This is a genomic window from Achromobacter ruhlandii, assembly GCF_002082135.1.
Classification (GTDB): Bacteria; Pseudomonadota; Gammaproteobacteria; order Burkholderiales; family Burkholderiaceae_B; genus Achromobacter; species Achromobacter ruhlandii.
This window is the reverse complement of record NZ_CP017433.1, coordinates 1930414-1949125: the sequence shown is the minus strand read 5'-3', so window position 1 is coordinate 1949125 and position 18712 is coordinate 1930414. Positions and strand designations below refer to the sequence as shown.

Here is an 18712-nt window from a genome sequence, read left to right as displayed (position 1 = left end):
GGCGACCGCATCATGCCCATCCCGCGGGCTTCAGGCAACGCCGCGCACCGGCAGGCTGCGCACCCGCTTGCCGGTGGCGGCGAAAATGGCGTTGCACAGCGCCGGCGCCACCGGCGGCACCGGCGGCTCGCCCACGCCTCCCGGCGGCAGGGCGTGGTCGTCATTGACCAGGTGCGTCCGGATCACGCGCGGCGACGCGTTGTGGCGCAGCACTTCGTAGTCATAGAAATTGTTCTGCCTGACGCGCCCCTTCTCGAAGGTGATCTCGCCCAGCAGCGCCAGGCTCAGGCCCATGATGGCGCCGCCTTCCATCTGCGCGCGGATGCGCTCGGGGTTGATCTGCGGGCCGCAGTCCATGGCCATGTCCACGGCCAGCACCCGCACCTCGCCCTTCTCGTCCACCGCCACCTCGACCACGGTGGCCGTGTAGCTCATGAAGCTGTAGCAGAACGCCAGCCCCAGCCCGTGGCCCTTGGGCATTTCGCGGCCCCACCTGGCGCCGCTGGCGGCCGCCTCGATCACGCCGCGCAGGCGGCCGGTGTCGTAGGGATAGCGCTCGGGCGATTCGCTGTAGTTCCAGGTGTCCGCCAGCGTGCCCGGATCGATGCGGCGGGCCGGGCCGATCAGGTCCAGCGCATATTGCTTGTGGTCCTGGCCGGCGCGATGCGCCAGCTCGGCGATGAAGCACTGCGCCGCGAAGGCATGCGGAATGTTGGCCACCGAACGGAACCAGCCGATGCGGGCGTGGGCGGCGACCTCGGCCGTTTCGACCCGCACATTCGGGATCACGTAGGGCATGTTGATGGCGGACATGGCCGATTCGAACAACTGCTCGCCCTTGGCGCCCTCGGTAAACAGCGAGGCGATGGTCGGCGCGGCGCTGCGGTGCAGCCACGACTGCACCTTGCCGTCCTGGCCCACCACGGCCTCCAGGTGTTCGGCCGACACGGTATGCAGATAGTCGTGGTGGATGTCGTCCTCGCGCGTCCACACCAGCTTGACCGGCGTGCCGGCGGGCATGGCCTGGGCCACGATGGCGGCCTCGTCGACATAGTCCGGCTTGGACTTGCGGCCGAAGCCGCCGCCCAGCAACAGCACGTGGACCTTGACGTTTTCGGGTTTCAGCTTGAGGCGGTTGGCCACCGCCTCCTGCGCCGCGGCGGGATTCTGCACCGAGGTCCAGACCTCGGCCCCGCCGTCCTGGATGCGGACGGTCGCCACCGGCGTCTCCATCGACGCGTGGGCCAGGTGCGGGACGTGGTATTCGGCCGAGAAACGTCCGGCCTCGCCGGCCTTGGCCCAGGCCTGCGGCGCATCGCCTTGGTCGCGCACCACCTTGCCCGGCTTGCGGCTGGCCGCCGTCAGCGTCTCGCGGTAGGCGGCGGAGTCATAGTCCGCGTTGGGGCCGTCGTCCCACTCGATCTGCAGGGCGGCGCGGCCCTGCATCGCGGCCCAGGTATTGCTGGCCACCACCGCCACGCCCCCCAGCGGCTGGAACGCGGGCGCGCCGGCCATGGCGGGAATGTCCACCACCTTCAGCACGCCCGGCACGGCCAGCGCCTTGGCGCTGTCCACCCGGCGCGGCTTGCCGCCCACCACCGGCGGACGCGCCACCACGGCATAGACCATGCCCGGCAGCCGCATGTCCATGCCGTAGATGGCCTGGCCCTTGCCGATGGCCTCCAGGTCGACCAGGCGCACCTGCTCCTTGCCGATGTAGCGGAACTCGGCGCGCGTCTTGAGCTTGAGCGCGTCGCCCTTGGGCACCGGCAGCTTGGCGGCGTCGGCCGCCAGTTCGCCGTAGCCCAGCTTGCGGTCGGTGGGCACGTGGACCACCTGGTGCTGCGTGGCGCGCACCTCGGCCACGGGCACCGCCCAGCGCGCGGCCGCCGCCGCTTCCAGCATCTGGCGGGCCGCGGCGCCCACGCGCCGCATCGGCATCAGGAAGTGGCGCATGCTGCGCGAGCCGTCCACGTTCTGGTTGCCATAGCGCGCCTCGTCGGCATCGGCCTGCACCACCCGCACCCGGTCCCAGGCGGCCTCCATCTCGTCGGCCACCACCATCGGCAGGCTGGTGCGCACCCCGGTGCCCATCTCGGCGCGGTGCGCGATGATGGTCACCGCGCCGTCCGCCGCGATCGAGACGAACGCCAGCGGATCGTCCACCGTGCCGCCCGGCATGGAATCGGCGCCATACTTCCTGGGCGCGTCGGCCGCCCACACCGCGCTGACCAGGCCATTGCCCGTCACCGCCAGCGTCAGCGCGCCCAGGCCGCCCTTGAGGAACCCGCGCCGCGAGGCCTGCATCGTGGTCGTCATCATTTGCCTCCCTGGGCCAGCTGGGCCGCCGCCTGCTTGATGGCGGCGCGGATTCGGGGATAGGTGCCGCAGCGGCAGATGTTGCCGCTCATGGCTTCGTCGATCTGCTGTTCGGTGGGCGCTGGCGTGGTCTTGAGCAAACCCACCGCCGTCATGATCTGGCCGGCCTGGCAATAGCCGCACTGCGCCACGTTGTTTTCCACCCAGGCGCGCTGCACGCTGCGGCCGACCGGGTCGGCCTCCATGCCCTCGATAGTGCCGATCGCCCGGCCCGCCGCGGCGGACACGGGCGTCACACAGGCGCGCGTCGGCTGCCCGTCCAGGTGGGTGGTACAGGCGCCGCACAGCGCCATGCCGCAGCCGAACTTGGTGCCGGTCATGCCGAGCTCATCGCGCAGCACCCACAGCAAGGGCATGTCGTCGGGAACGGAGACTTCCTTGGTCTGGCCGTTGACTTGCAATCGTGTCATGGCGAACTCCTCGTGGGTGGGGCGCGGGGCGGGGGGACGGCGGTCAGCCGTTCAAGGTGGCGTTGTCGATGACGAAACGGTACTTGACGTCGCCCTTGAGCATGCGCTCGTAGGCGGCGTTGATCTCGTCGGCGCGGACCATCTCGATGTCGGCGACGATGCCGTGTTCCGCGCAGAAGTCGAGCATTTCCTGGGTCTCCGGAATGCCGCCGATCATGGAACCGGCGAGCGAGCGGCGCTTCATGATGAAGTTGAAGACGTTGGGCGACGGATGCGGCGTGGCCGGCGCGCCCACCAGCGTCATGGTGCCGTCGCGCTTGAGCAGCGCCAGGAAGGCATCCAGGTCGTGCGGCGCGGCCACGGTGTTCAGAATGAAGTCGAAGCTTTGCAGGTGCGCCGCCATGTCGTCAGCGTTGCGCGACACCACCACCTCGTCGGCGCCCAGCTCGCGGGCGGCCGCGCGCTTGCCATCGGAAGTCGTGAACGCCACCACGTGAGCGCCCATGGCATGGGCCAGCTTGATGCCCATGTGTCCCAGCCCGCCCACGCCGACCACGCCCACCTTCTTGCCCGGCCCCGCGTTCCAGTGGCGCAGCGGCGAATAGGTGGTGATACCGGCGCACAGCAGCGGCGCCACCGCGGCCAGTTGCTCGGCGGGGTGGCGGATGCGCAGCACATAGCGCTCGTGAACGACGATCTTCTGCGAATAGCCGCCCAGGGTCCAGCCCGGCTCGTCGGCCGTGGGGCCGTTGTAGGTGCCGACCATGGCGTCGCAGTAATTCTCCAGGCCGTCGGCGCATTCAGCGCAATGCCCGCAGCTGTCGACGATGCAGCCCACGCCCACCAGGTCGCCCGGCTTGAAACCCTGCACGTGCGCGCCAACGGCGGCGACCCGCCCGACGATCTCGTGGCCGGGGACACAGGGGTATTGGGTGCCTTCCCATTCCGAACGCACCTGGTGCAGGTCGGAATGGCAGATGCCGCAGAAAGCGATGTCGATCTGGACATCGTGCGCGCCCGTGGCGCGGCGGGTGATTTGCAGCGATTCGAGGGGCTGATCGCTGGCATGGGCGCCGTAGGCTTTCACAAGCATTGCAGACTCCGTGTGCTTGGCCAAAAAAGGCATTTTCCGCAATCGCGGCATGACTCCGGTAGCGCATTTCGCTGGATTTCTTGCCTGATCCTCTGGAACAACAACCGCTCTGGTATGCAAGGCCGCGGCCTGCGGGTACAGTGCCCCCGGAGGCTACCGATCCATGACACGCAACCCCGATGCGGCGGCGCACCACGCCCTTTCGTACCAGACCCTGGCACGCGCCATCGACGCCCGCACCCATGGCACGGGCGACTTCGACACCGCCATTCCCGGCCTGGGCTTCTTCCGGCGCGAGGCCGTCTCGCGCGCCTGCAGCTGCCTGGTCGAACCCAGCCTGGTGCTGGTGGTGCAAGGCGCCAAGCAGATGTGGGTGGGCGGCGAGGCGTTTGCTTACGATACCTCACGCTTCCTCATTACGTCACTGGATTTGCCGGCCGACTCGGAAGTCACGCTGGCCAGCCCGGAACAGCCCTGCCTGGGCCTGGCCCTGAAGCTGGACCTGCGCGTGCTGGCCGAACTGATCGCGCAGGGCGGCATGCTGGCTCCGCGCGAGCGGGCGCTGGGCGTCGGCGTGGGCATCGGCACGGTCACCCCCGCCCTGCTGGCGCCGTTCGAGCGCCTGCTGGCCCTGCTGGACGAACCCGACGCCATCGAGGTGCTGGCGCCGCTGGTGCTGCGCGAACTGCATTTCCGCCTGCTGCAGAGCGACCAGGCGGCCAAGCTGCGCCAGATCACCGCGGTCGACGGCCAGGGCCAGCGCATCGCGCGGGCCATCGAATGGCTCAAGCAGCACTACGCCCGGCCCTTGCGGGTGGAAGAACTGGCCGCGCGCGTGCAGATGAGTCCGCAGACGTTCCACCATCATTTCCGCCAGCTCACCGCCATGAGCCCCTTGCAGTACCAGAAATGGCTGCGGCTGAACGAGGCGCGGCGGCTGATGCTGAGCGACTACCTGGACGTGGCCAGCGCCGCGTTCAAAGTGGGCTATGAAAGCCCGTCGCAATTCAGCCGCGAATACAGCCGCCTGTACGGCGCGCCGCCCAAGCGCGACATCGCGGCATTGCGCGGGCAGGCCGATCTGGCGCGACAGGAATGAGCGTTCGAGGACCGATCGCGCTAGCATGAAGGTTCCGCAAGCCTTGCACTGACCGGAGCCATCATGGAAAAAGCCAAATGGGATTTCCAGATCGAACGCCCCTGGGAAGACCACGGCGTCTGGCGCATCGCCTACCTGCTCATCTCGCCTGTCGCCGGCACGCCGGACGAACGCATCACGCTCGACGAGCACTTCGCTTCCGCCCAGGTCGCCATCGACGAAGCCACGCGGCTGGCGCAGATCCACGCCGCCGACCTGAGCGGCGGCACCGCCACCTTCGAAGCGCCGACCGACGCCGAGGTGCCGTTCGGCAAGCACCCGCGCTTCTAGCGCCGCCGGCCGGGAGCGGCGCTTGCTGGTGACGGGTCCTGGCCAATCGCGGCCCCCGCCACCAGGAGCCATCATGTCCCCCTCGCGCATTCCCGATCCCGTCTCTTCGCCGCCCGCCGGTCCCAGCGACTCCTCGGACTCCCCCAGCGACCTGCCCGCCTCCGCGCCATCGACCGACAGCGACGCGCAAGGCACCGGCGCGCGGCCCGCGGCCGATCCCCTGGCCTCCGAGGACGCCGGCCGCGACATCGCCCCCGACGAGGTCGTGGACGAGAGCGAAGCCGGCCTGGCGCATACGCGGCCCGATGCCGTCCGCAACGGCGGCCGGCCCGACGCGACGCCCGCCTCCCACACACCATCGGACGACGCATAAGCGGCCCCCGCGGAGGCGGCGCGCCGCCTCCACACGTCCGATTTCTCCGCCGACGGGCCGCGCGGCAGGCAACAAAACCTGGCACTTGCAACAGAGCGTGGCGCCGGCGCCAACGCTCGCCCCGTCGCGCGTATGCTCATGGCGGCACCACCAAAAAGCGATAAACCGGCAGGGGACATGCCTCTTTTCCATTCCGATGGCGGACGTGCCATGGCCCTTGCGCATCCGGAGAGGAGAAGACAGTTGGCAAACACCCCCAATACCGAACTGAAGGGCGGACTCAAGTCCCGCCATCTCACGATGATGTCCATCGCCGGCGTGATCGGCGCGGCGCTGTTCGTGGGGTCCGGCAAGCAGATCGCCCTGGCCGGCCCCGCCGTCATCCTGGCCTACATCGGCGGCGGCATCCTGGTCATCCTGGCCATGCGCATGCTGGGCGAGATGGCCGTGGCGCAGCCGGACACCGGTTCGTTCTCGACCTACGCCGACCGCGCCATCGGGCGCTGGGCGGGCTTTACCATCGGCTGGCTCTACTGGTACTTCTGGGCCCTGCTGATGGGCTGGGAAGCCTACGTGGCCGGGCAGATCCTGCACGGCTGGTTCCCGATGGTGCCGGCCTGGGGCTATGCGCTGCTGGTGACGGTGTCGCTGCTGATCGTCAACTTCCTGAACGTGCGCAACTACGGCGAATTCGAATTCTGGTTCGCGCTCATCAAGGTGGTGGCCATCGTGCTGTTCCTGGTGATGGGCAGCCTGGCGCTGGCGCACCTGTGGCCGTGGGGCGCCGCCAACGGCTGGGATCACCTGACCAGCCAGGGCTTCATGCCCAACGGCCCGAAGGCCGTGGTGGTGGCGCTGCTGGGCGTGATGTTCGCCTTCATCGGCGCCGAGATCGTCACCGTGGCCGCCGCCGAATCGGCCGACCCGGGCCGCGAAATCATCAAGACCACACGCTCGGTGGTGTGGCGCATCTGCCTGTTCTACGTGGGCTCGATCTTCATCGTGGTCTGCCTGGTGCCGTACAACGCGCCCGGGCTGACGCAGCCGACCCAGGGCACCTACAACGTCGCGCTCGACGCGCTCGGCATTCCGCATGCGCAGCTGATCGTCAACTTCATCGTGCTCACTTCGGTGTGCAGCTGCTTCAATTCGGCGCTGTACACCGCCTCGCGCATGCTCTATTCGCTGGCCAGGCGCGGCGACGCCCACCGCGTCATGCAGATCACCGGGCGCAAGACCGGCACGCCCTATGTCGGCGTCATCATCTCCAGCCTGTTCGCCTTCGCCGCCGTCTGGATGATGGCGACCTCGAAAATGGACGTCTATGACGTGCTGATGCAGGCCACCGGCACCATCGCGCTGTTCGTCTACCTGGCGATCGCCTTCTCGCAACTGCGCATGCGGCAGCGCCTGCAGGCGCGCGGGGTGCGGCTGGAATTCAGGATGTGGCTGTTCCCGTGGCTGACGTATGCGGTGATCGTCTGCATCATCGCCGCCCTGGTCACCATGGTGATCGAAGGCACCTATCGCAACGAGGTGGTCTACACCTCGATCCTGGCCGGCGTCATCGTCGCCATGGGCATCGTGGCGCAGGTGTTCGGCATCGGCGCGCGCGCCCGGGGCGAGGCGGAACTGGCGCCGGCGGGAGCCGAGTAAGCGGCAAGTCCGTACCCGAGGCCCGCCCCCGGTCAACGCGACCGGGCGCCGAGGCCGCCTACCCGCCCGAATCCGGCTTGAAATCCAACGCCTTCATGGCCGCGCCAAGCGCCTGCGGGGCGTAGTCGTCCCACGGCGAGTCGCCGACATCCAGGCGCTCATGGATGTTGGCGATGGTCCACTGGTCGCTGGCCCGGACCTCGTCCAGTTCCTCCCACGCCAGCGGCACCGACACCCCCATCCCCGGCCGCGCGCGCGCCGACCAGGCCGCCACCGTGGTGGCGCCGAAGCCATTGCGCAGGTAATCGGCGAAGATCCGGCCGACGCGGTTCTTCGGACCGCTCTTGGCCACGAACACCTGCGGCAGCGTGCGCGCCAGATGCTGGACGATAGCCTGCGAGAACGCCTTGACCGTGTCCCAGTCGTATTGCCGGCGCAGCGGCACCACCACATGCAGGCCCTTGCCGCCGCTGGTCTTGAGCCAGGCCCGCAGGCCGATCTCGGTCAGCAGCACGCGCAGTAATTGCGCGCCCCGCCGCACCGCGTCCCAGGTAACGCCCTCGCCCGGGTCCAGGTCGAACACCATGCGGTCGGGCTTGCCGATGGCGCGCTTGACCGCGTTCCAGGTATGGAACTCCACCACGTTCATCTGCGCGGCCGACATGATCGCCTGCGGCGTCGGCAGTTCCATCAAGGGCGGGTGGTCCGGATCCAGGGCCTGCGGCAATGCCTTCACGCCCGGCATCGGCGCCTCCAGGTGCTTCTGGAAGAAGAACTCGCCCTTGATGCCCGCCGGCGCGCGCAGGAACGACACCGGCCGGTCCTTCAGGTGGCGCAGCAGCAGCGGCGCCACCAGGCCGTAGTAGCGGGCCAGGTCCAGCTTGGTCAGGCCGGTGGACGGGTCGATGACGCGTTCGGGATGGGTCAGCTTGCCGGCGGCGGTGGCCGTCCTTGCGCGCTGGGCCGACGTGGCCATGGTCTTGCGGGCCGTCTTGCCAGCCGCCGTTCCGGCCCCTTTGCCGGCTGTTGCGCCAGCCGCATTCTTCGCGACTGTCGCGCTGCGCTTGCGGGTCGCCTTGCCCGCGGTGTTGCCGCGGCCATGCCGCGCCCCGGCGTCCCGCGTCGTCTCCGGGTCCATCGCCACCTCCCTGGTAATCGCCCGCGCCGGCTTGTCGGTGCGCAGCCCACGGAACACGGGATGGCGCACGTGGCCCGATTCCGTCCATTCCCCGAACGACACTTCCGCCACCAGCTCGGGCCGCACCCAGTGCGTGCCGCGACCGATGCCACGGGCGTCGACACTGGCCCGGCGTGTTTCCAGCGCCGCCAACCGGTCCCGCAGCGCCGCCAGTCCGGCGTCGTCGAACCCGGTGCCCACCTTGCCGGCGTACACCAGTTCGCCGGCCTCGTCGTGATAGGCCAGCAGCAGCGCGCCCAGCCCCACCCGCGCCCCCTTGGGATCGGTGTAGCCGACCACGACAAACTCCTGCCGCCGCGCGCACTTGAGCTTGATCCAGCTGTCGCTGCGCCGCGATACGTACGGCGACGACAGGCGCTTGGCGATGATGCCTTCCAGCCCCATCTTGCAGGCCGATGCCACCAGGTCGGCCGGGGCCGCGTCGAACGCGTCGCTGAAACGCAGGGGGTCGCCCCCCGCGGCTTCCATCACCCGCGCCAGCACCGCGCGGCGCACCCGCAGCGGTTCGCCGCGCAGGTCGCGGCCGGTCACGTAAGGCAGGTCGAACACATAGAACAGGATGCCGCTGGTGCGCTCGCCGTCGAAGGCGTTCTGCAAGGCCTGGAAGCTGGGCGCGCCGTTGTCGGCCAGCATCACGATCTCGCCGTCGAGCCATGCGGTTTCCAACGGCATGCGCCGCAGCGCCGCCGCCAGGTGCGGCAGCTTCGGCGCCCAGTCGTGGCCGTTGCGCGTGTACAGGCGCACCTCGCCGTGGTCCAGCCGCGCCAGCAACCGGTAGCCGTCGAACTTCATCTCGTACAGCCAGTCATCCCGCGCCTGGGACGGCACGCCTTCCGCCAGCGTGGCCAGCTGTGGCTTGAGTTGCCGCGGCAGGTCGGCCGGCTCGCCCGGCAGCTGGCCGGATGGCGGCGGATCGTCGGGCGGCGCCATCGCGGATGGGGCGGCGGCGGGCACCGGGCGCCCGCCAGCGGCTGGCGACACCACGCTGTCGGGCTGCTCGTCCACCACGCTGAATTCGCTTTCGGCGCGGGCGTAGTCGTCGCGGTCCTTCACCAGCAGCCAGGGCGGCTGCTTCTCGGATCCCCGCCCCTTCATGCGGATCAGCGCCCAGCGCCCGCGCAGCTTGACGCCATGCAGGTCGAACTTGAGGTGGCCGCGCTCGTAGCCCTCGGCCGGATCGCCCACCGGCGACCAGGTGCCGCGATCCCAGATGATGACCTTGCCGGCGCCGTACTGGCCCTTCGGAATCTCGCCCTCGAAGCGGTTGTAGGCGATGGGATGGTCTTCGACCTGCACCGCCATGCGCTTGACCGACGGGTCGTAGCTGGGTCCCTTGGGCACGGCCCAGCTCTTCATGGCCCCGTCCAGTTCCAGCCGGAAGTCGTAGTGCAGGTGGCTGGCCCAGTGCTTCTGGATCACGAAGGCACGCGCGGCCTCGTTGGCCTCGCCGCCGCCCGCCGGCTCCGAGGTCACTTTGAAGTCGCGCTTGGCGCGGTACTTCGCCAGGGTATCGGCCATGGTCACGCCGCCTTGCGGGTCTTGGCCGGGGCGCCGGCCTTGCCTGCCGCTTTCCCGGCCGCCTTGCCGCTGGCCGCCTTCGTGCTTGTCTTCGGGGTCGACTTGGAAGTCGCCTTGTTGGCGGATTTGGCGGCGGATTTGGTGGCGGACTTGGCGGCCCCCTTCCTGGCAGTCTTCTTCGCCGCCGTCCGGGCCCCCGCCCCGTCCGACGCCTTGCCCGACGCGCGCCCCTTCAGGCTGCGCTGCAGCAATTCGGTCAGGTCGATGACGTTATCGGCATAGGCCGGCGATTCCTCTCGCGGCTCGATCACAGTCTCGGTCTTGCCCGCCTTGACCTTGCGCGCCACCAGGTCCATGACGGCGGCCTTGAACTCATCCTTGTACTGCTCCGGATCCCAATGGCCGGACATGTCGTCGACCAGCATCCGCGCCATCTTCAGTTCGCTGGCGCTGGGCGCCGTGGCCTTGGCGCCGGACTTGGGCAGGTCCAGGTCATCGGCGGCCTTGACCTCGTCGCCCCAGCGCATCAGGTTGAGCACCAGCGCATCGCCCGCCGGGATCAGCGCCGCCAGGTGCTGTTTGGTCTGGATCACCACCCGGGCAATGCCGATCTTGCCGGTCTTGGCCAGCGTATCGCGCAGCAAGGCGTAGACCTTCTGGCCCTTGTCGATCGGCGCCAGGTAGTAGGGCCGCTCCAGATAGACGAACGGCACCTCGCCGGCCTCGACGAACTGCTGGATCTCGATGGTCTGGGTGGTGCGCGGGTAGGCGTCGGCGATCTCTTCGGGCGAGATGATGACGTACTGGCCGTCCTCGTATTCCACGCCCTTGACGATGTTGTCCTTGTCGATCTCCTTGCCGGTGCGCTTGTTGATGCGCTTGTAGCCGACCGGGTCCATCGAACGCTTGTCGAGCCAGTCGAAATCCACGCCGGATTCGGTGGTGGCCGTGTGCAGGCCCACGGGAATATGCACCAGCCCGAACGAGATCGCGCCTTTCCAGATGGTTCGCGTCGCCATGATGCCGCTCTCCTTCGGGGCGCCGCTGCCGCCCCGTCCAGTGGTTGGATTGACCGCCTGGCGCTATTGTCGCAGCGCTTGGCGCGCGCGCCAACGCCGGCATGATCCGGCCCGCCAGCAATTGCCATGCCTGGCGTCACGGTGGTCGATCGGCGGCCTGGCACGGCGATTGCTGCCAGCCCCGCTACTGCCCGGCGGAGTCGCAGGATGAACAGCATCGAACGCGTGGCCCGATTCATGCAGGAGCATCAATTGACCCTTGTGACGGCCGAGTCCTGCACCGCCGGCCTCGTCGCTGCTACCCTGGCCGACGTTCCTGGCGCCGGCGAGTTGCTCGACTGCGCCTTCGTGGTGTATTCGGTGGCGGCCAAGCGGCGCTGCCTGGGCGTGCCGCAATCGATCCTGGCGCGCCACAATCTCACCAGCGAGGCCGTGGCGCGCGCCATGGCGCTGGGGGCAGCCGCCAAAAGTCCGGCCAACGTCGCCGTCGCCAACACCGGCGTCACCGATGCCACCGACGATCGCATCGCGCCCGGCACCCAATGCTACGCCTGGGTCTTCAAGCAAGGCGGCGCCGATGCCCATCCTGTCATCTACACCGCCACGCGGCAATTCAGCGGCAGCCGCAATCGCATCCGCCAGGCCAGCGCCGAATTCGCCCTGCAAGGCATCGTCGATTGCTTCCTGCGGCACCGGCCAGCCGCCGCCGGCTGACCCGCGCCCCGCTCGACCCGGCATCGCGCGCGGGCCGCGCGGACCGCGCGGACATGGCCGCCTAGGAAGGCGAGCGATCGTCGTCGCGGGTCGCGCGCAGCTTCTTCCACAAGGTGGTGCGCGAAATGCCAAGCCGCTTGGCGGCGCTGCCCAGGTGCCCGCCGGATTCGGCGATGGCCTGCTGGATCGCGCGCTGTTCGGCATGGGTGCGCCGGGTCGCCAGGTCCGGCGCGCCGCCGAGCTTGCGCTCGGGGAACAGATCGCCGGCGGACAACTCGGGGCCATCGGCCAGCACCACCGCCCGCGCGATGCGGTTGCGCATCTCGCGGATATTGCCAGGCCAATCATGCTCGTCCAACGCCCGCAGCGCGTCGGCCGCCAGCCGCGCCCCGTTCGGAGGGGCCAGCTCGGCGAGCAGGCGGACGGCCAGCGCGGCAATGGCCGTTGGCCGCTCGCGCAGCGGCGGCAGCGCCAGGCGGGCCACCGCCAGCCGGTAGTACAGATCCGGCCGCAAACGGCCCTCGGCGACCTCGGTGTCCAGCGTGCTGCAAGTGCTGGCCATGACGCGGCACCGGGTCCGCAGGCTGTCGGTCTGGCCCAACGGCCGGTATTCGCCGTTCTCCAGCACCCGCAGCAGCGCGGACTGCGTCTTGGGCGCCAGCTCGGCCACCTCGTCCAGATACAAGGTGCCCGCCTGCGCCTGCGAAAACAGCCCCTCGCGCGCCGTGTTGGCGCCGCTGAACGCGCCCTTGGCATGGCCGAACAGCAGACTCTCGGCAAGATCGGGCGGCAGCGACGCGCAATTGACGGCCACGAACGGCCCCGCCGCGAACGGCGAGCGCGCGTGCGCATAGCGCGCGGCCCGGTCCTTGCCGGTGCCGGTCTCGCCTTCCAGCAGCAGCGGCAAATCGCTCGCGGCCAGCCGTTCCAGATCGTGCGCCAACGGGCTGGCCGGTTCGTCCAGCGCGAACGGGTTTTCATGAACCTCGCGCGCCGCGCCCGCCGGTTGCGCGGCGATCACCGCGCGCATCCGCGCCACCAGCGCATCGGTATCGTAGGGCTTGGTCAGATAGTCATTGGCGCCCGCCGCCACCAGCCGCACCGCCTGGGCGATCTCGCCATAGGCGGTGGCGAACACCACGGTCGCCTGCGCCAGATAGGGAATCAGCCGGCGGTAGAGATCCTCGCCCGAGCCGTCGGGCAAGCGGATATCGGCCAGCACGAAGGCGGGCCGCTGGCGCGAGCGGCGAAACCATTCCACCGCCTGCGCGCAGCTCTGCACCCATTGCGCCGACAGCCCTTCCAGCCGCAAACGCTGCAACAGCGCGCCGCCCAGAACCGGATCGTCCTCGATCAACAATACCTGTGTCTCGTTCACTACGGTTTCCCCTCGGGCGGCAAGGGAATGCGGACGGATATCCGCGTTCCCGGGTCCAGGCCGCGGACGCGCAAGCGACCTTGCAAGGCCCGCACCAATTCGGCGACGATGCCCAGCCCCATGCCGTCGCCGCCGCGCGGACCGCCGGCCAGGGCCGCGCGCGCATCCGGCGGCAAGCCGGCGCCGTCGTCCATCACATGCAGCGCCAGCGCGCGCCGGCGCACACGGGCCGCGATGCGCACATGCCCACCGGGCGGCGACGCCTGCACCGCGTTCAGCACCAGGTTCAGCAGCACCTGGCGCACCGGCCCGGCCGGCCAAGGCAGCGCATCGTCATGCATCCCGGCGCACGTCAACGACACCCGAACGCCGCCCTTGGCCGCCTGCGACCGGACCATCAGGCGGATGTCCTCGATGTCCTCGCGGCGCAGCCGGGCCGTGCCCGGCCGGAAGGTGCGCAGGCTGGCATCGACCACCGCCTGCAGTGCCTCGACGCCACGGTCGATGAAGCCGAGCGATTCCTGCCGCACCTCGGCGCGGTCGCCGAACTGCCGCAGGGTCTGCACCGCGGTGCGCAGGCCGCCCAGCGGATTGCGCACCTCGTGCGCCAGCGCCGCCGACATACGGCCCAGCATGGCCTCGCGTTCGATGTGCGCATGGCGTTGCTCGAAGGCCTCGCGTTCACGCACGCTGGCCACCATCCAATTGTAGGCCGCAAGCAGTTCCTGCAATTCGGGATCGCCGGTGCGCACCGTCATCTCTCGCGGCCGGTCTTCGCGCCCGGCGCGCAGCGCTTCGGTCAGCGAGATGATGGGACGCTGCAGGCGGCGCGCCATGCCGTAGCACAGCATGGCCCCCAGCAGGCTGATGGCCAGCCCCACCAACCCCAGTTCGAGCGCCAGTTCGCGCCGCTGCAGCAGGAACTCGCTGACGTCCAGGTTGGCGATCAGGGTACCCAGTTGTGGCTGTTCGCTGTCGAGCAGCCGCCAGGTCCAGACGCCCTCGGAGCGCAGGCTGACCAGGCTGCCGGAGGGCTCGCGCAGGATCGCCAGCGGCACCGGCTCGACCTCGGGATAGCGCGCCACATGCGCCAGCAGTCGATGGTCGGCGGTGACCACCGCCAGCGTGCGGTCCACCACCCCCAGGTGCGTGTCGAGCGCGCGATTGAGCACCTCGGTCATCTGCGCGCCGTCGTTCGCGCGCACCGCGGGCAGGATGGCGGCCGACAGCCCGTCCAGGTAGACCTGGCCGAGATTGGAAACCTGGCTGTCGAACTGGCGCGACAGGCCGTGCAGCGCCAGCGAGATCAGCGCGGCCGAGATGACCAGGAACAACAGGGATACCGCGAGCGGGATCCGCGCGGTGAGCGGCAAGCGAAGCATGATCGACGGCGCAGACAGCAAAACGTGATTATGCCGTGGTCAGTCGGGTCCACCAATTTGCAAGATTTCGAAAGCGCCGCGAGCGCGGGCAAGAATCATGCCGGGCGGCGATCCAGGCGTTTTTCGACGCGGATTGTTCACTTTCGTGAACATGAAGAACAAACGTTGTTAAGCCTTGCTTACGCCCCTTGGCGACGCGGCGGCCGGCCTTCTGGTTATCCCGTAACCCGGGCGCAGCCGCGCGAAAGCAAAATGCAAGGCGCCGTTCTTAAAGTCCCCGCTCCCCGGGTCATGCGCACGCACGGCCCGCGGGCTTGTCATCAACAAAAAACGGGGAGCACGCCATGGGCAGCACCATATTTTCTAGAAAGCGCGATCTGTGGGGAGGCGCGTTCATCGCCCTCTGCGGCGCGCTGACCCTCTTCGAGGCCACCACCTACAACATTGGCGAACTGGCGCGCATGGGGCCGGGCTATTTTCCGATGCTGGTGGGCTGCTTCCTGGTTGCCCTGGGCATCCTGATCCCGCTCAGCCCCGACCCCGACGAAATCCAGGAAGAACAGCTTGAAGAGCAATTGCCGCAACCCACGCGGCGCGAGCGCCTGCGCGGCATGGCCTGCATCGCCGCCGGGATCGCGCTGTTCATCGTGATCGGCCAGTATCTGGGCTTCCTGCCGGCCACCTTCGCGCTGGTGTTTGTGTCGGCGCTGGGCGACACCTCGAACACATACAAATCCGCCGCGATTCTCGCCGCCGCGATGACGCTGTTCGGCGCGGTCGTTTTCTCGTGGGCGCTGCAGCTGCAGTTCCCGATGCTGCGCTGGGGGTGATCCATGGAACTCTTCGATAACGTTTTGCACGGGTTCTCCGTCGCCTTCCAGTGGGACAACCTGCTCTGGTCGATCTTCGGCGTCTTCATGGGCAACATGATCGGCGTGCTGCCCGGCATGGGCGTGCTGGCCGCGATCTCCATCCTGCTGCCGCTCACCTACGCCATGACGCCGGTCGCCGCCCTGATGATGCTGGCCGGCATCTACTACGGCGCCCAATACGGCGGCGGCATCACCTGCATCCTGCTCAACCTGCCCGGCACGCCGTCCCATGCCGTCACCTGCCTGGACGGCAATCCCCTGGCCCGGCGCGGCAAGTCCGGCTCGGCGCTGTTCATGCTGGTGCTGGCCTCGTTCATCGGCGCGAGCGTCGGCATCATCATCATGATCCTGTTCTCGCCGGTGCTGGTGGAGGTGGCCTTCCAGTTCGGCCCGGCCGAGTATTTCTCGATGATGATGCTGGGGCTGTTCGCCGGCGCCACCCTGGCCAAGGGCTCGGCCATCAAGGGCGTGGCCATGGTGTTCCTGGGGCTGCTGATCGGCGTGGTCGGCACCGACGTCAACACCGGCACCATCCGCTACGCCTTCGGCGTGATCGAACTGAGCGACGGCGTGCAACTGGTGGCGCTGGCGATGGGCCTGTTCGGCCTGGCGGACTTCTTCGCCAACGTCAACCGCATCGGCAAGGCGACCACCGTAGGCAGCGCCACCAAGATGTCCGTGCGGCCCGAGCCCGGCGACATCAAGCAGTCGGCGATGCCGATCGCGCGGGGCAGCGCCATCGGCGCGATCCTGGGCATCCTGCCGGGCACCGGCGCGACCATCGCGTCGTTCATGTCGTATGCCGTCGAAAAGCGCGTGTCCAAGACGCCCAACCGCTTCGGCCATGGCGCCATCGAAGGCATCGCCGGCCCCGAAGCGGCCAATAACTCGGCGGCGCAGACCAGCTTCATCCCGACCATGAGCCTGGGCATTCCCGGCGACTCGGTCATGGCGCTGATGCTGGGCGCGCTGATCATCCATGGCATCCAGCCCGGCCCGCAGATGGTGACCGAGCATGCCGACCTGTTCTGGGGCCTGATCGCCAGCTTCTGGATCGGCAACGTCATGCTGGTCATCATGAACCTGCCCCTGATCGGGATGTGGGCCAAGCTGCTCAAGGTGCCCTACAAGTATCTCTTCCCGTCGGCGCTGTTCTTCGTCTGCGTGGGGGTGTACAGCACCAACAATAGCCTGTTCGACGTCGGCATGGTGCTGGTGCTGGGCATGGTCGGCTATCTGTTCCTGAAGCTGCATTTCTCGCCCGCGCCGCTGCTGCTCGGCTTCGTGCTGGGGCCGATGGTCGAAGAGAACTTCCGCCGCGCCCTGCTGCTGTCGCGCGGCCAGATGAGCATCTTCATCGACCGCCCGATCAGCGCCGCCTTCGTCTACGCGATCCTGGCGCTGGCCTTGTGGCTGGTCTACTCGACCGTGCGCAACCGCTACAAGGTCCGTGAGATGGAACAGGCCCGAACCTGACAAACCGCATGACATGGGGCCGCCATCCGGCGGCCCCGACGCATCACCAGGAGTACGCCATGAGACTGCACGACGGTCCCCAAGGCGCCGCGCCCACGTCGCCGATTGCGCGCGGCCTGTCTTTCGTGGAATTGATGGAATTGCTCGAGTTCAGCCGGCTGCGCTTCGAGGCGCCCGCGGCGGGCGCCAGCGCCACCCTCATCGGCACGCAGGAGTGGCACCTGGGCATCGACGCCGACGGCCTCCCCCCCTCCGACATCTATATCTGCTCGACGCTGGAAGCCTTGCGCGATGCCGTGTTGCCGCCGGCGGACGCGGAGCTGCGGATCGACACGCCGTCGCTCGACTTCATCCGCCTCATGGCCACGGCGCGCGCGCGGGCAACCCCGCTGCCCCAGCCGTGCCTGCGCGTGGACTTGCAGGCGCTGATCCGCCGGGTCCTGGTCGCCGCCGAAGCGCCGGCCCATTTGTACGACCTGGTCCGCCAGGTCGTCATGGCGCGCCTGTGGATCGACGTGGCGCGGGTATGAACCCTCTTTCAAGGAATCCCGGGCGTGACAGACAACCCGATTGAGATCATTGCCGCGATCGTATTCGCGATCGCCCTGCTGCATACCTTCTCCGCGCCGCTGTTCCTGCGATTGGCGCACCGCAGCAAGCGCCATCATGGCTTGCTGCACCTGCTGGGCGAGGTCGAAGTGGTGTTCGGCTTCTGGGCCGCCGTCCTGCTGGTCCTGATGGCCCTGGGCGCCTCCGGCGCCAGCGCCCTCGAATACGCCGAATCGCGCAACTACACCGAACCGGCCTTCGTCTTCGTGGTCATGGTCATCGCCGCCTCGCTGCCCGTCCTCACGGCGGTCATGCGGCTGGTGGACCGCCTCGCCAGGTGGATGCCGATCGCCGACCGGACCGCCAAGGCATGGCTGTGCCTGGCCCTGGTGCCGCTGGCTGGCTCGCTGATCACGGAACCGGCCGCCATGACCATCGCGGCGATGATGCTGGCGCCGCAGGTCTTTCACCGCGCCATGCCGGAGCGGCTGAAATATCTGGCGCTGGGCGTGCTGTTCGTGAATATCTCGATCGGCGGCACCCTGACCTCGTACGCGGCGCCGCCCGTGCTGATGGTCGCCGCGACCTGGGGCTGGGACAGCGCCTTCATGCTCAAGATGTTCGGCTGGAAGGCCGCGCTGGCGGTGCTGATCAATGCCACCGCGGTCACCTGGCTGCTGCGGCCGCACTTGCACTCCGGCGATGTCATGGCCGTCGGCAACAGCGCCACGCCGATGTCGTCCACCGTCATCGCGGCGCACCTGCTGTTCCTGGCGTCGGTCGTCCTGTTCGCCCACCATCCGATCATCTTTCTCGGGCTGTTCCTGTTCTTCCTGGGTTATACCCAGGCCTACCCCGCGCACCAGAGCCGGCTGATCATCAAGGAGGCTTTGCTGGTCGGCTTCTTCCTGGCCGGGCTGGTGGTGCTGGGCGGCATGCAGCAATGGTGGCTGCAACCCATCGTCAGCGGGCTTGAACCGCGCGTGCTGTTCTTCGGCGCCCTGGCCCTGACCGCCGTCACCGACAATGCCGCCCTGACCTACCTGGGGTCGTTGATCGACGGCATTTCGGCGCAGGCGCAGTACATGCTGGTGGCGGGCGCGGTCGCCGGCGGCGGCCTGACGGTGATCGCCAACGCGCCCAACCCCGCCGGGGTCGCCCTGCTGCGCGGCGGGTTCGACAACGGCGCGGTCAGCATGCCCGGGCTGCTGGCCGGCGCACTGGCGCCGACCCTGGTGGCCGCGTCGCTCCTGTTCCTGCTATGAC

The 18712-nt window shown here is 68.7% G+C and carries 16 protein-coding genes; 9 read left to right on the top strand and 7 right to left on the bottom strand.

Annotation, left to right across the window (positions count from 1 at the left end):
• Window positions 1–30: 30 nt before the first annotated feature.
• The 3 genes from AruCF_RS08865 to AruCF_RS08855 are packed head-to-tail and all read right to left on the bottom strand — an operon-like array spanning window position 31 to window position 3882.
• Window positions 31–2319 (bottom strand): xanthine dehydrogenase family protein molybdopterin-binding subunit, encoded by a 2289-nt coding sequence (locus AruCF_RS08865; protein ID WP_068979936.1) that lies wholly within the window; start codon window positions 2317–2319, stop codon window positions 31–33.
• Entirely contained in the window at window positions 2319–2789 is a 471-nt protein-coding gene (locus AruCF_RS08860; protein ID WP_054417364.1) for a (2Fe-2S)-binding protein, read from the bottom strand. The genes AruCF_RS08865 and AruCF_RS08860 overlap by 1 nt, the downstream gene beginning before the upstream one ends.
• 43 nt (window positions 2790–2832) lie before the next feature.
• Window positions 2833–3882 (bottom strand): NAD(P)-dependent alcohol dehydrogenase, encoded by a 1050-nt coding sequence (locus AruCF_RS08855; protein ID WP_054417363.1) that lies wholly within the window; start codon window positions 3880–3882, stop codon window positions 2833–2835.
• 163 nt (window positions 3883–4045) lie between these two features.
• Here AruCF_RS08855 and AruCF_RS08850 point away from each other — a divergent pair, with 163 nt between their 5' ends.
• The 4 genes from AruCF_RS08850 (at window position 4046) to AruCF_RS08835 (ending at window position 7340) form a co-directional block, all read left to right on the top strand.
• The gene (locus AruCF_RS08850) at window positions 4046–4981 is read left to right on the top strand and encodes an AraC family transcriptional regulator (RefSeq protein ID WP_063570233.1); all 936 of its coding nucleotides are present in this window, start codon (window positions 4046–4048) and stop codon (window positions 4979–4981) included.
• 63 nt (window positions 4982–5044) lie between these two features.
• Window positions 5045–5311 carry a hypothetical protein gene (locus tag AruCF_RS08845; protein ID WP_054417361.1) on the top strand — a complete coding sequence of 89 codons (267 nt, stop codon included), beginning with the start codon at window positions 5045–5047 and terminating at the stop codon, window positions 5309–5311.
• 73 nt (window positions 5312–5384) lie between these two features.
• Window positions 5385–5684: a hypothetical protein gene (locus tag AruCF_RS08840; RefSeq protein WP_063570232.1), complete on the top strand. Its 300-nt coding sequence runs from the start codon at window positions 5385–5387 to the stop codon at window positions 5682–5684.
• A gap of 210 nt (window positions 5685–5894) precedes the next feature.
• Window positions 5895–7340, top strand: coding sequence for an amino acid permease (locus AruCF_RS08835; RefSeq protein WP_063570231.1), 1446 nt, complete (start codon window positions 5895–5897; stop codon window positions 7338–7340).
• Between the two features lie 58 nt (window positions 7341–7398).
• Here the strand turns inward: AruCF_RS08835 and ligD are convergent, their stop codons facing one another.
• Window positions 7399–10056, bottom strand: coding sequence for a DNA ligase D (gene ligD, locus AruCF_RS08830; protein ID WP_083036612.1), 2658 nt, complete (start codon window positions 10054–10056; stop codon window positions 7399–7401).
• 2 nt (window positions 10057–10058) lie between these two features.
• Window positions 10059–11075, bottom strand: coding sequence for a non-homologous end joining protein Ku (ku, locus tag AruCF_RS08825; protein ID WP_063570229.1), 1017 nt, complete (start codon window positions 11073–11075; stop codon window positions 10059–10061).
• A 207-nt stretch (window positions 11076–11282) separates the two neighbouring features.
• Between ku and AruCF_RS08820 the strand changes: the two genes are divergently transcribed.
• Complete coding sequence (locus tag AruCF_RS08820; RefSeq protein WP_054417356.1) at window positions 11283–11789, top strand: CinA family protein; 507 nt, start codon at window positions 11283–11285, stop codon at window positions 11787–11789.
• Window positions 11790–11850: 61 nt separating this feature from the next.
• Here AruCF_RS08820 and AruCF_RS08815 read toward each other — a convergent pair whose 3' ends face one another.
• Both AruCF_RS08815 and AruCF_RS08810 read right to left on the bottom strand, forming a co-directional pair.
• Window positions 11851–13167: a sigma-54-dependent transcriptional regulator gene (locus tag AruCF_RS08815; RefSeq protein WP_059271752.1), complete on the bottom strand. Its 1317-nt coding sequence runs from the start codon at window positions 13165–13167 to the stop codon at window positions 11851–11853.
• On the bottom strand, window positions 13167–14549 hold the full coding sequence (locus AruCF_RS08810; protein ID WP_063582716.1) for a sensor histidine kinase: 1383 nt from the start codon (window positions 14547–14549) through the stop codon (window positions 13167–13169). The genes AruCF_RS08815 and AruCF_RS08810 overlap by 1 nt, the downstream gene beginning before the upstream one ends.
• 344 nt (window positions 14550–14893) lie before the next feature.
• Between AruCF_RS08810 and AruCF_RS08805 the strand changes: the two genes are divergently transcribed.
• The 4 genes from AruCF_RS08805 to AruCF_RS08790 are packed head-to-tail and all read left to right on the top strand — an operon-like array spanning window position 14894 to window position 18711.
• Entirely contained in the window at window positions 14894–15379 is a 486-nt protein-coding gene (locus AruCF_RS08805) for a tripartite tricarboxylate transporter TctB family protein (protein WP_063570228.1), read from the top strand.
• Window positions 15380–15382: 3 nt separating this feature from the next.
• The gene (locus tag AruCF_RS08800; RefSeq protein ID WP_059271754.1) at window positions 15383–16897 is read left to right on the top strand and encodes a tripartite tricarboxylate transporter permease; all 1515 of its coding nucleotides are present in this window, start codon (window positions 15383–15385) and stop codon (window positions 16895–16897) included.
• A gap of 59 nt (window positions 16898–16956) precedes the next feature.
• Window positions 16957–17427 (top strand): hypothetical protein, encoded by a 471-nt coding sequence (locus AruCF_RS08795; protein ID WP_059271756.1) that lies wholly within the window; start codon window positions 16957–16959, stop codon window positions 17425–17427.
• A 24-nt stretch (window positions 17428–17451) separates the two neighbouring features.
• On the top strand, window positions 17452–18711 hold the full coding sequence (locus AruCF_RS08790) for a putative Na+/H+ antiporter (RefSeq protein WP_059271758.1): 1260 nt from the start codon (window positions 17452–17454) through the stop codon (window positions 18709–18711).
• Window position 18712: the final 1 nt, after the last annotated feature.